Annotated in this window: 11 protein-coding genes; 8 read left to right on the top strand and 3 right to left on the bottom strand. The window is 57.5% G+C overall.

What is annotated here, in order from left to right; translation table 11 throughout:
* Window positions 1-15 precede the first annotated feature (15 nt).
* The 3 genes from MT962_RS13120 to MT962_RS13110 all read right to left on the bottom strand — a co-directional run bounded on the left by MT962_RS13120 (window position 16) and on the right by MT962_RS13110 (window position 3,058).
* The gene (locus MT962_RS13120) at window positions 16-1,476 is read right to left on the bottom strand and encodes an ABC transporter substrate-binding protein (protein WP_229701854.1); all 1,461 of its coding nucleotides are present in this window, start codon (window positions 1,474-1,476) and stop codon (window positions 16-18) included.
* 116 nt (window positions 1,477-1,592) lie between these two features.
* Window positions 1,593-2,177, bottom strand: coding sequence for a D-alanyl-D-alanine dipeptidase (gene ddpX, locus MT962_RS13115; protein ID WP_024559735.1), 585 nt, complete (start codon window positions 2,175-2,177; stop codon window positions 1,593-1,595).
* A gap of 14 nt (window positions 2,178-2,191) precedes the next feature.
* Window positions 2,192-3,058, bottom strand: a complete 867-nt coding sequence (locus MT962_RS13110; protein ID WP_247365829.1) for a MurR/RpiR family transcriptional regulator — start codon at window positions 3,056-3,058, stop codon at window positions 2,192-2,194.
* A gap of 410 nt (window positions 3,059-3,468) precedes the next feature.
* On the opposite strand from MT962_RS13110, the gene symE reads away from it, so the two are divergent.
* The 8 genes from symE to MT962_RS13070 all read left to right on the top strand — a co-directional run bounded on the left by symE (window position 3,469) and on the right by MT962_RS13070 (window position 12,976).
* The gene (gene symE / locus MT962_RS13105) at window positions 3,469-3,813 is read left to right on the top strand and encodes an endoribonuclease SymE (RefSeq protein WP_029697670.1); all 345 of its coding nucleotides are present in this window, start codon (window positions 3,469-3,471) and stop codon (window positions 3,811-3,813) included.
* A 131-nt stretch (window positions 3,814-3,944) separates the two neighbouring features.
* The gene (locus tag MT962_RS13100; protein WP_024556533.1) at window positions 3,945-4,745 is read left to right on the top strand and encodes a hypothetical protein; all 801 of its coding nucleotides are present in this window, start codon (window positions 3,945-3,947) and stop codon (window positions 4,743-4,745) included.
* A 142-nt stretch (window positions 4,746-4,887) separates the two neighbouring features.
* Window positions 4,888-6,681, top strand: coding sequence for a DUF262 domain-containing protein (locus MT962_RS13095; RefSeq protein WP_024559732.1), 1,794 nt, complete (start codon window positions 4,888-4,890; stop codon window positions 6,679-6,681).
* 219 nt (window positions 6,682-6,900) lie between these two features.
* Window positions 6,901-8,181, top strand: coding sequence for a DUF445 domain-containing protein (locus MT962_RS13090; protein ID WP_024556534.1), 1,281 nt, complete (start codon window positions 6,901-6,903; stop codon window positions 8,179-8,181).
* A gap of 352 nt (window positions 8,182-8,533) precedes the next feature.
* Window positions 8,534-9,529: an autoinducer 2 ABC transporter substrate-binding protein gene (locus tag MT962_RS13085; RefSeq protein WP_029591329.1), complete on the top strand. Its 996-nt coding sequence runs from the start codon at window positions 8,534-8,536 to the stop codon at window positions 9,527-9,529.
* A 48-nt stretch (window positions 9,530-9,577) separates the two neighbouring features.
* Entirely contained in the window at window positions 9,578-11,062 is a 1,485-nt protein-coding gene (locus MT962_RS13080; protein ID WP_024556536.1) for a sugar ABC transporter ATP-binding protein, read from the top strand.
* Window positions 11,055-12,026 carry an ABC transporter permease gene (locus MT962_RS13075; RefSeq protein ID WP_024556537.1) on the top strand — a complete coding sequence of 324 codons (972 nt, stop codon included), beginning with the start codon at window positions 11,055-11,057 and terminating at the stop codon, window positions 12,024-12,026. The genes MT962_RS13080 and MT962_RS13075 overlap by 8 nt, the downstream gene beginning before the upstream one ends.
* A complete protein-coding gene (locus MT962_RS13070; RefSeq protein ID WP_024556538.1) occupies window positions 12,023-12,976 on the top strand; it encodes an ABC transporter permease in 954 nt (317 codons plus the stop codon). Before MT962_RS13075 ends, MT962_RS13070 begins: the two co-directional genes overlap by 4 nt.
* Window positions 12,977-12,991: the final 15 nt, after the last annotated feature.

Raw genomic sequence — 12,991 nt, 5'->3', positions numbered from 1 at the left:
CCCGCGTTTCAGTGCTTACTTGCTCATGGTGGCGACATTGAAGACCTGCTCCAGCATCGGGTTGAAGACGAAGCCCTTCACCTCTTTGTTCATCGCCAGCTGGTAGTTTTTCTGGAACAGATAGACATAGGCTGCCTCGTCGATAACGGTTTTCTGCGCCGCCTGGTAATCCTTCGTGCGCGCCGCCTGGTCAGTGGTGGCGAGCGCCTGTTGCAGCAGCTTGTCCACCTGCGGGTTTTCATAGAACGAGCGGTTGCCCGGCAGACCTTTTTTATCCGACTCGAACCAGTAGTTCATAAACATGTACGGGTCGGCGAAGTCCGGGCTCCAGTTGCCGATGGCGATGTCGTAGTCGCCCTTGCCGACGCGGTCGCGCATGGTGGCGTTGGCGAGTTTCTCAAGCTTCACGTTAATGCCAAGCTTGCTGAGGCTCGCCTGGGTGGAGAGCGCGATAGGTTCCCAGTTCGGGTCGTTGTCGGAGTAGAGGAAGCTTAAGGTTTTCGGCTTATCCGCCACTTTCTCGAAGGCCGCTTTCGCCTTCGCTTCATCGAACGTGTACTGCATCGCCCCCGCGTCATAGCCCCACATCCCTTCCGGGATAGGCCCGCGCATCTGCTTGCCGTTGCCGCTCAGGATGCCTTTCACCATCCCCTGATAGTCGGTGGACCAGGAGATAGCGCGGCGCAAATCCGCCTGGTTCAGCGGCGCTTTGCTGTTGTTGAGATAGAGATAGGTCACGCGCAGCGCCGGGAACTCCGCCACCGCGACCTTGCCCTCCTGCTTCAGCGCGGTGAGCTGGTCTGTCGGCAGAGAATCCGCGATATCAATATCGCCGCGGGAAAGCTGCAGGCGACGCGAGGCGCTCTCGCCAATAATCTTCACCGAAACGCGCTTAAAGTTGGGCTTCGGCCCGGCGTAGTGCGGGTTCGGCACCAGCACCAGTTGCTGCCCTTTCTGCCAGCTTTTCAGCATAAATGGCCCGGAGCCGGCGGTGTTCTCCGCTAAAAAGCCGCGGGCGTCGTCCGCCGCGTGCGCTTTTAATACCGCCGGGTTGATGATGGAGGCGCCGTCGTTGGCCAGCGTGTAGAGAAACGGCGCAAATGGCGTCGCCAGCGTGAACTTCACGGTGTGTTCATCCACCGCGTCCACTTTCAGGTCTTTGGGAAACGCCTCTGACGGCCCCTGGTTGATTTTCAGCAGCCGCTCGAATGACTGTTTCACCGCATCAGCCGTCACCGGCGAACCGTCGGCGAACTTCGCGTTTTTGTTAAGCGTAAAAGTCCAGGTTTTCTGGTCTTCCGAAGCCTGCCAGCTTTCCGCCAGGTCCCCTGTCACCTCTGTCGACCCCTTGCCCCCGTCGGTTTTGTACTGCACCAGACGCTGGTAGGCGGGATAGGTAATCGTCCAGTCGTTGTTGTCGATGGTGACCGCCGGGTCGAGGGTTTGCGGGTCCGCCGCTTTGCCGATAACCAGCATATCTTTCGGCACCGCCGCCTGGGCTGCGGGCAGGCAGAGGGCGATAGCGGCGGCAATCAGGGCCGGACGTAACAGCGAAACGCAGGTGTGTGTTGTCTTCATCACAAAGCTCCGGATCAAAGGGGAAGTGTCGTTATGGTTTTTGGCGCATAGCAGCCGAACAGGTCGTTCAGCAGTGGATAACTGGCGGCGTTGGGCAGCTCGAAGTGCCACCATTCGCTTTCGATGCCGACAAAGCCGCCGCCGTACATGATGGCGTTCAGCAGCAGGCGGTTGCGCTGGGCGGCGGGCGGCACGGAGGGGTGGTACGCGTGCGAGCGGTCGTGCATTTCGTCAAAGCCCGCGCCCATATCGAGAATGCGGCCCTGCTCGTCCATCAGCGTAAGGTCTATCGCGGTGCCCCGGCTGTGGTTGGAGCCGATATCCACCGCGACGACATATTCCGGGTTCGGGCAGGCCTGCCAGAGCAGCGCCTGCGCCTGCTGCGGGCGATACGCGTCGTAGACCATCAGCCGCAGCCCCGCCAGCGCGGCGATGTGGATACTTTTTGAAAGCGCCTGCGCGGCGTCCGGGTGCAGCAAACAGCGGGCTTCGCGATAGATTGGCGCGCCGGTGATGTTATCTGCGCTGGCGTATTTCAGGTCGATACAGAGCGTCGGGAAAACGGCGTCCAGTTCGACCAGTTCATATGGCTGAGTCATAGCACCTGTCCTGTTTAGCGTTCAAATTGACCAAATTCCTGCTGCAGCTGGCGGTTCGCCGCAAGACGGCCCGCCAGCCGCTCGCCCAGCTCATCCACCACGGCGGAGAGCAGCAGGTTGAAAAGACAGCTCACCGGCGCGAGGGAATCCCAGAAATGACCGGTGTCGGTTTTGACCTGCAGCAGATCGAGCTCAAAATCCCGCGCCCAGGGGCACCAGAGATCGGTGACCAGCGCAAGCCCGATGCCGCGGCTGCTCGCTACCCGACAATACTGGCGAGCCACGGTTGAGTAAGCGCGGGTGTCCGTCACCACCACATAGGGGCGGGCGTATTCGGAGTTCAGCGACTCAAGCCAGCTGCCGGAAAGCCCTTCGGCGTAGCTCACGCGGGGGCGCAGATATTCCAGATGGCTAAAGAAGGCGTTGGCGATGCCGCGCGTGGACTGAATGCCAAGAATAAAAACCGCATCAGCGCTGGCGAGCCGCCCCGCCACGCGGCGAAACGCCTCGCCCTGCGCCAGCTGGTAAACGTGATTGATGGCGTCGAGTTCCAGCGCCAGCGACTGGCGAGCGCGGTCTGGCAGTCCGCGCTGCTGCTGCCAGGAGTCGAGCCGCTCGTTGATGCCCCACGGCTGATAGGGCACCTGCGGCTGCTCGCGCAGGCTGCTTTTCACATCTTCCAGATTGCGGTAGCCGAGCTTGCGCAAATAGCGCCCGACGGTAATGCCGCTGGTGCCGGTGGCGCGCGCAATGCTGTCTGCCGTTTCAAACGGGATTTGCGCCGCGTGGTTGAGCAGCCACCCCGCCACGCGTTTGCCGCTGGGGGTTTGCTGGCTGAATGTCGCTTCGATTCGGGCAATCAGTTCGGGTTTGCTCGCCATTACCGCCTCGATGTTATTTCGCTGTCATCGCTCGTCACGCTGTTACATGACTAACAATGCACGGCGTGTGCCAGGTTTACGCCGAAGGCAAAAACGGCGCGCTGCAGCGGGCTGGCAGGGTCATAAGAAATACTTCTGGTTAACAAAAGATCAACAATTGTGCAGCATAGTGCAGTTTTGGTGCAGATAAACGGCAAGGCGCGGGTTTCGTCGGCGGGGTCACGGTTCAGGCCCGGGCGAAGCAAGAAGAAGTGATAAAGGCGGCAAAACGGACGCGCTGTAAGCGTTGTTTCGGATTATATAAATAGTCCGTTAAATTTAACTGTATATAATCACAGTATTTTAAGGGTAAGCCGCAGCTCGTTTTGCAGCTTACCCGTACCGCAAACCGCTTCAGGAGGGAAATGATGATGTCAGTGGATGGGAATAACATAACGTCAGAGCCGGGCGTGGAAGAGGCTTCGCTGCATCGGATTAAAGTGAGCTACGCCACCCGCCACAGCGACCACGTGCCTGTTCCGGCGCTGAACCTCAAAGGCAAATGGCTCGAAGCCGCCGGTTTTCCCACCGGCGCCGAAGCGGATATTCGCGTTATGGCGGGCTGCCTTGTCATCACCGCCCGTCCCGCCGCGCGGGAGCCGGAAGAGCCGGAGCTGATGAAAGCGCTGCGCAAGGTATGCAAGCTTTCGGCGCGTAAGCAAAAGCAGGTGCAGGAGTTTATCAGCGTGGTGACGGGAAGCGCGGCGAGGAAATAAACGCGGAAGCGCGTTTTACAGGTCGTGCCCTGCCAGAATATGGCGTATTAAACCTAAAGCGAATTCTCTAATATGACGCTTTTAGCCGGGCTGCAAAGTCCGGCACGCCGCGCCGTTAAGGGAATGCCCGAATGAAAAAACGCTATGTTCTTTTGCCTACCGTAGCCATTGTTGTTATCTGGCTGCTGGTTTACATCCTCTCTCGTTATATTGCGATGTCGGATGTCAGCGAACCCACAAATACCCTCTTTAATATGTTTAACGTGCTCTTTACGGCGCTTGCCTTTACCGGGGTGATTGGCTCTCTCTATTACCAGACGGCTGAATCCCGACGCGCCTCTAAAGAGTTGGTGGAACGCTCCATTCTAGAGCTTTTTACGCTTTATACCGCCAGCGATTTTCAAAAAACAAAAGACAATGCTTTTTTCTGTCTGCTATTGGCGGTGAAAGACAGCCAGTATGCGCGTTTTCTTACCAGCCGACTTTTCCCGATTGAACGCAAACCGTTTCCGGATTCGGTGCTGGCGCATTACAGGGCATTTAAACCGGAGCTGGCGACTAAAAGCCGCGAAGAGATCATCGACTATGACCGCGCCGCCCGGCTGAAGCTCGACGATGCGCTTAACTTTTTCGCCATGCTTTCCCACAAAGAGGCGGCGAAAGAGGTCATAAAACATGTCGATTTCGCTTATGACTGGTGGCGTCCTACTCTCTGGCTGATAGCGCAGTTGCAAAAAGAGAACCGCGAACAGCATGCGTCTATTCAGCGATATTGCCGTAACCCGCTGCTGCACGTCACGCTAAGCCAGCTCGATGCAATATACGGCTACCCTCTCCTCACTACAGAGGAAGAGATCTATGGCTATCTTCGCGCCCACCCGTGGTTGCAGGAACAACATATCGACCCGGCGTTTTTTGCAGGAAGACCGTAAGAAGAACCGGTAGCATTGCCGTTATATTTAAAGGCTCAAAAAACTTATTACAGCTAATGGTTTAATCCGGATGTGCTGTTTAGCATCTGAGATCAATAACAAGAGTTCCCTGTAAATTTAAACACGCAGCAAGGACGTTCCTATGTCGACTTTCGATAGCACTAAGCTCCCGCTGAAAGATCTTCTTAAAGAGATTGTGAGCGGCAAAATACAGTTACCCGACTTTCAACGCGGTTGGGTGTGGGATGACGAACATGTCCGCAGCCTGCTGGTAAGCCTTGGCCGCTCGTTTCCTGTCGGGGCGGTAATGTTGCTCGAAACCGGCGGCGAGGTGCGTTTCCAGGTCCGTCCCGTAGAAAATGTTCCGCCGCAAGGGCTTGCTGCTCCGGAAAAACTGATTCTGGACGGGCAACAGCGCTTAACCACCCTGACGCAAGTTTTGAAGCTTTCAGGCCCGGTAAAAACCACAACGGAAAAAGGAAAACCGGTCGACCGCTATTATTACATTCATATTCCAACGGCGCTGGCGGGGCCGGACAGACTGGATGACGCCCTGATAGCGACTGACGGCAGCCGCCAGATCCGCAGCGATTTTGGCCGCAACATTGTTCTCGATCTTTCCACGCGAGAGCTGGAATGCCAGCAGCTTTATTTCCCTTGCTCGGAAATTCTGGAAGCTATGGGATGGCTACAGGATTTGTATCAAATGAATAGCGCTGCTGTACCGCAATTCTTTGAGTTTAAATCGCAGGTGCTGGACGCTTTCAACGATTACCAAATCCCGCTGATCGTGCTGAAAAAAGAGACCAGCAAAGAAGCGGTGTGTCTGGTATTCGAAAAAGTGAATACTGGCGGCGTACCGCTTTCCGTCTTTGAACTGGTGACGGCAAGCTACGCTGCCGATGGCTATAACTTGCGCGATGACTGGTACGGCAGCGAACTACGCAACGTTTCATCCCGCCGGCAACGGCTTGCCGTTGAGCCGCTCCTGCGCGGCGTGGAGAATACCGACTTTCTCCAGGCCATAACCATGCTCCACACGCTGGAAAAAAGAAGAGCCGATCTGGCAGCAGGCAAAACGGGTAAACAAGTGTCTCCCGTAAGCGCCAAGCGCGCCTCCGTACTGGAGTTGCCGCTTTCAGCGTATCTGAAATGGACGGATACCGTTGAGCAAGGGTTCCTGCGGGCAGCCAAGTTTCTGCGCCAGGAGTGTTTTACATCACAACGGGACTTGCCTTACCGCACACAGCTGGCGCCTCTTGCGGCCGTGCTGGCGGTCATGGGCGATAACGAACGATGGCGCGAACCGCAAATCTACCAGAAGCTGGCGCGCTGGTACTGGTGCGGTGTTTTAGGCGAGCTTTACGGCGGCGCGGTTGAAAGCCGTATGGCTAACGATGTTGAAGAATTACTGGGCTGGATTGAACACGCAGGAGATGTGCCTCGTACCATTAATGATGCCACATTCCAGATCGATCGCCTCAGTTCTCTTACCTCTCGCTTAAGCGCGGCTTATAAAGGGATTAATGTTCTTGTCTTAAGAGAAGGCGCGCACGATCTTTTCTGGAAATCGCAGATCCGCAATCTTGAAGCGGATGAAGTCGCATTAGATATTCATCATATTTTTCCTAAAGACTGGTGCGAGAAAAACGGCATTACACGACGCCTGTACGATTCGATCATCAACAAAACGCCGATCTCTTATAAAGCGAACAGAATGATTGGCGGCTCGGCTCCTTCGGTTTATCTGGCGGCGCTGCAATCCCACCCGCAAGTTCAACTGGACGATGCCTCTATGGATAAGCTGCTGGCAAGCCATCACATGCCGGTTGCCCCATTGCGTGAAGATGATTTCATCACCTTTTATGAACTGCGCCAGAAAGCGCTATTAGCCCTGATTGAAAAAGCGATGGGCAAGGCGTCTAACCCAGCGTAAAAGTGGTTATTCCTGCAAGTGAAGACCGGCCCGGCAAATTACTCATGCCGGGCTGCTGTATATCCTTCTGGTTCACTGCTGTTTTTCTCTGTGCGCTCATTGCCCAACCTGAACGAGAGGGGTTTTGCTTTACTTTGCGCTCTGGCAAAACCGGTCTGCCGGGGTAGCCGTACATTTCCCCCTTTGCACCATCCCCCCCTTCGCCTCTATGCTTACCCCATGGAAAAATTAGCTGAACTCAAACGCACCAAGCGCCTGGCGCTTTCGCTGCTGCTGGTCGCGATAGCGACCTTTATCACGACCCTCTTTCTGCCGCCAAACTTCTGGGTGAGCGGCCTGAAGGCAATTTCGGAAGCGGCGATGGTCGGCGCGCTGGCGGACTGGTTCGCGGTGGTGGCGCTGTTTCGCCGCGTGCCGCTGCCGTTTATCTCTCGCCATACCGCTATCATCCCACGCAATAAAGACCGCATTGGCGACAACCTCGGGCGCTTCGTGCAGGAGAAGTTTCTCGATACCCAGTCGCTGATAGCCCTTATCCGCCGCCACGAGCCGGCGAACATTATCGGCGCCTGGCTCAGCCAGCCGGATAACGCCCGGCGAGTGGGGCAGCAGCTGTTGCAGGTGATGAGCGGTTTTCTTGAGCTGACTGACGACAGCCGCATCCAGGGGTTGTTGCGTCGGGCGGTGCACAAGGCGATTGATAAAGTGGACCTCACCCACTCGAGCGCGCTGGTGCTGGAGAGCCTGACGAAGAATAACCGTCACCAGGTGCTGCTGGATGCAATTATCGCGCAACTCATCAAGCTGATTCAGAAAGAGAGCTCGCGTGAATTTATCGCCCGCCAGATTGTGCACTGGCTTAAGACCGAGCATCCGCGTAAATCCAAAATTCTGCCTACCGAGTGGCTGGGCGAACACAGCGCCGAACTGGTATCGAGCGCGGTAAACTCCATGCTCGACGACATCAGCCAGGATCAGGCCCACCAGCTGCGCCAGGCGTTTGACCGCGCCACCCTGAAGTTTATCAACAAGCTGAAAAGCGACCCGGAGATGGCGGCGCGCGCGGAAAGCATTAAAAGCTACCTGAAAGAAGACGAGGCGTTTAACCGTTATCTGGGCGAATTGTGGGGGGACCTGCGAAACTGGCTGAGGGCGGATATGCACAGCGAAGACTCGCGCACCCGCCAGCGCATCGCCGACGCCGGCCAGTGGTTCGGTGAAACGCTGGTGAACGACGCCACGCTTCGCGCTTCGCTGAACGAACACCTTGAGCGGGCCGCCACCAACGTCGCGCCGGAATTCGCCGCGTTCCTCACGCGCCATATCAGCGACACGGTAAAAAGCTGGGATGCGCGGGATATGTCGCAGCAAATCGAACTGAATATCGGTAAAGATCTCCAGTTTATCCGCATCAACGGCACGCTGGTCGGCGGCGCGATAGGGCTGATGCTTTATCTGCTGTCGCAAATACCGCTGCTGCTGCGCATGGCGGGCATGTAAAAATAGCGTTACCCTGCGCCGTTTTATTTTTCTGACTGCATTACGCGAGGCGAAAAGGAATTAAGTAAATCCTTTTCGCCTTTATTTTTGCGGCGTAATCCATTTTATAAAAAATGCCATCATGCATTTTCATGTCTTATCGATAAGCCGTTGCACAACCCCATGTGAATCCAGTCACAAACGGGGAAAACAGGTTTTTTATCCATATCTGTAGCAGCTTATTAACTATCTCTGTTATAGCGGCCTGTTTACTCTCAAATATATTCATTAAAAAAATCTTATAGATACCCCTGGAAGCGGGACGTTATTTCCCCCCGCACCTCTGCTCCCTGATAAATCACGAGGCAACGCCATGAATAAACGTTTGGTTGTGAACACGGTTTCCTCTTTATTACTCGGCATTGCGTTTGCCTCTGCGCCTCTTTATGCAGCGGAAAACGCGGCGCAAAAAACGGTGGTGAATATCTCCAAAGTGGACGGCATGCCCTGGTTTAACCGCATGGGCGAAGGCGTGGTTGAAGCGGGCAAAGAGTTTAACGTCAACGCCTCGCAGGTCGGCCCCGCCAGCACCGACGCCCCGCAGCAGGTGAAAATTATCGAAGACCTGATTGCCCGCAAGGTCAACGCCATCACCATCGTGCCGAACGACGCCAACGTGCTCGAACCGGTCTTTAAGAAAGCGCGGGACGCGGGCATCGTGGTGCTGACTAATGAATCTCCCGGCCAGCCGAGCGCCAACTGGGATGTGGAAATCATCGATAACGAGAAGTTCGCCGCCGAGTATGTGGAACACATGGCGAAGCGCATGGGCGGCAAAGGCGGCTATGTGATTTACGTCGGCAGCCTGACGGTGCCGCAGCACAACCTGTGGGCCGACCTGCTGGTGAAATACCAGAAAGAAAAATACCCGCAGATGCACGAAGTCACCAAACGCATGCCGGTGGCGGAAAGCGTGGACGACTCGCGCCGCACCACCCTCGACATGATGAAAACCTACCCGGACCTGAAAGCCGTGGTCTCCTTCGGCTCTAACGGCCCGATTGGCGCCGGCCGCGCTGTGAAAGAGAAGCGCGCCAAAAACAAAGTGGCGGTTTACGGCATGATGATCCCGTCGCAGGCGGCGTCGTTAATCAAGAGCGGCGACATCACCGAAGGCATTACGTACGACCCGGCGACCGCGGGCTACGCGCTCACCGCCGTGGCCAGCACGCTGTTTAAAGGCGAAGAGATCAAGCCCGGCTTTGAGCTGAAAAACCTCGGCAAAGCGGACGTGGATACCGACAAGCGCATCATTCGCTTCCACAAGGTGCTGCTGGTTAACAAAGATAATATTGATTCACTCTATTAATCCATTTTCGGGGCGGGCGACCGCCCCGCGCTAACACCAGGGGATGCCATGGAACCTTTCCTTTCCCTTCGTCACGTCAGCAAAACCTTTCACGGCACCCGCGCCCTTAACGATGTCTCGCTCGACTTTATGCCGGGCGAGGTGCATTGCCTGGCGGGGCAGAACGGCTGCGGAAAATCGACGCTGATTAAGATTATCTCCGGCGTTTACCAGCCGGATAACGGCGCGCAGATAACGCTTGGCGGCAAAAGCTGGCCGCGCCTGCACCCGGCGGCCTCTGTCGCGCAGGGCATTCAGGTGATTTACCAGGACTTATCGCTGTTCCCGAACTTAAGCGTCTGGGAAAACATCGCCATTAACCATTATCACCACGGCGTGCTGGTGAAGCGCCGCCAGCTTCGCCAGACGGCGCAACAGGCGATGGCGAGCATCAATGTGCATCTGCCGCTGGATGCGCCGGTGGAGTCGTTGTCCATCGCCCGCTGTCAGCTGGTCGCCATCTGCCGGGCGCTGGCGCAGGACGCACGGCTTATCATCATGGACGAGCCCACCGCCTCGCTCACCCACCAGGAGGTGGAAGGCTTGCTGCACGTGGTGCGCCAGCTTCGCGAGCGCGGCATCTGCGTGGTGTTCGTCAGCCATCGCCTTGAAGAGGTGATGGCGGTGTCAGACCGCATCTCGGTGCTGAAAGACGGCAACCTGGTCGGCACCTGGCAGGCGAGCGAAATAACCACCAAACGCCTGGGCTTCCTGATGACCGGCATGGAGTTTGAATACCAGGTGCGCGAGCTGCGCCAGGGCGCGCAGAGCACGCCGGTGCTGGAGGTGCGCAACTTAAGCCGCCGCGGCGAGTATGAAGATGTGTCGCTGAAGGTCGAGGCGGGGGAAGTGGTCTCCATCGTCGGGCTGCTGGGCGCGGGGCGCACCGAGCTTTGCCTGAGCCTGTTCGGCATGACGAAGCCCGACAGCGGCGAGATCCTGATTAACGGCCACCCGGTGCGCTTTCACAACAACCAGGACGCCATCCGCCACGGCATCGGCTACGTGTCGGAAGACCGCATGTCGCGCGGGCTGGTGATGAGCCAGTCGATTGAGAACAACGTCATCAGCACCGTGTTTCACCAGGTAAAAGGCGCGTTCGGGCTTATCAGCGAGTCCAGAACCCGCGCACTGGTGGACAGGCTGGTGAAGGCGCTGACCATCAAAACGTCGGACACCGGGCTGCCCGTCAACACCCTTTCCGGCGGCAACGCCCAGCGCGTTTCCATCGCCAAATGGCTCGCCATCACGCCGAAACTGCTTATTCTCGACAGCCCCACCGTGGGGGTGGATATCGCCAACAAGGCGGGGATTTATCACATCATCAGCGACCTGGCCTCGCACGGCATCGCGGTGCTGATGATTTGCGATGAGATTGACGAAGCGTGGTATCAGAGCCACCGCATTCTGGTGATGCAGAAGGGGCGTATTACCCACAGCTTCCTGCCGGACCAGAGTTCACAGGAGCAGATTGCCGGGGTGGTGAATGGCTGAACTGAGAAAAAGGCATGAAGTCTGGCTGGCGTTGCTTATCGTCATCCTGTTCGCCGCGCTCGCCTGGCGCACCGATGAGTTTCTGACCTTCGGCAACCTTTATGATCTGGTTAATAACTACGCGATGCTGACCATCCTGGCGTGCGGGCTGTTTGTGGTGCTCATTTCCGGCGGCATCGACATCTCCTTCCCCGCCATGACTATCATCGCCCAGTACGGCATGGTGCTGCTGTTGCAGAAGATTGGCGGCAACTTCGCCGTGGCGTTTGTGATAGCGGGCGGTATTGGCGTGCTGCTCGGGCTTATCAACGCGCTGCTGGTGAACCGCCTGCGGGTGCCTTCCATCATCATCACCATCTCGACGCTGAACATCTTTTACGGGCTGCTGCTGTGGTTCAGCAAAGGGGTGTGGCTGTATGACTTCCCGCCCTGGTTTGAGCAGGGGATCATGCTGTTTAAGTTCACCGACGCGGACGGCTACGACTACGGGCTGGGGTTGCCGCTTATCGCCATGATTGCGGTGGTGCTGCTGACCGCCTTTATCATGAACTTCACCGCCGTGGGCCGCCAGATTTACGCCATGGGCGGCAACCGGGAGTCCGCGAGCCGCATCGGCTTTAGCGTGCTGAAGCTGCAGCTCTTCGTTTACGGCTACATGGGGCTAATGTCCGGCGCGGCCGGGGTGGTGCAGTCGTGGACGGTGATGACCGTGGCGCCCGATTCGCTGCTCGGCTATGAGCTGACGGTGCTGGCGGCGGTGGTGCTCGGCGGCACCAGCCTGATTGGCGGGCGCGGCACCCTCACCGGCACGCTGCTGGGGGTGGTGCTGCTCGCCGTGATGCAGAACGGCCTCAACCTGCTTGGCGTCTCTTCCTACTGGCAGACGCTGATTACCGGCGCGATCATCGTCTTTAGCATCAGCGCCACCGCATGGAGCCAGCATCAGAACCGGAGCCTGTTATGAAGCGATCGTGGCGTAATAACGTTGAAACTTACCTGATTGGCCTGCTGGTGCTGGTGGTGATTGCCTTCAGCATCACCATGCCGGATGTTTTCTGGTCCGCCAGCAACTTTCAGTCCATCGCCTCGCAGATGCCGGTGCTGGGCATTCTGGCGCTGGCCATGGCGGTGACCATGCTGTGCGGCGGCATTAACCTGTCGATTATCGCCACGGCCAACGCCTGCTCGCTGGTGATGGCGTGGGTCGCCACCAGCTATCCGCCGGGCGTTGGCACCGCCATCGCCACGCTGCTGGCGGGCGCCGGCGCGGCGGTGATCATTGGGCTTTGCAACGGCGTGTTGATTGCCGGCATTCGCGTATCGCCGATTCTGGCGACGCTTGGGATGATGACGCTGCTGAAGGGGGTGAATATCCTGATAACCGGCGGCAGCGCCATCGCCAACTACCCCGACTGGGTGCTGTGGCTGAACGGCGCGCAGTGGTTCGGCATCCCGCTGCCGATGTGGCTGTTCGCAGTAGTGGCGCTGGGGCTGTGGGTGCTCCTTGAGAAAAGCCCGCTCGGGCGCGCCATCTACCTGATTGGCGCCAACGAGCGCGCAACCTGGTACTCGGGCATTAACACCCGCCGCGTGCTGATTTGGGTTTACGTCATCTCCGCCCTGCTCTGCTGCGTGGCGGCGTTTCTGATGATGTCGAAGCTTAACTCCGCGAAAGCGTCGTATGGCGAATCTTACCTGCTGGTTTCGATTCTCGCCGCGGTGCTTGGCGGGGTGAACCCGGATGGCGGCACCGGGCGCATCGTCGGCATGGTGCTGGCGCTGTTTCTGCTGCAAACCATTGAGAGCGGTTTCAACATCCTCGGCATCAGCCCGTACCTGACCATGGCATTGTGGGGGATACTACTGCTCTGCTTTATCCAGGCGAGAGGGATGCTGGGGCTGGAGCGGGTTTAAGAGAAGCAAATCCAC

The sequence above is a fragment of the Franconibacter sp. IITDAS19 genome (genome assembly GCF_023079515.1).
GTDB lineage: Bacteria > Pseudomonadota > Gammaproteobacteria > Enterobacterales > Enterobacteriaceae > Franconibacter > Franconibacter pulveris.
This window is presented reverse-complemented; position numbering and strand designations above follow the sequence as displayed.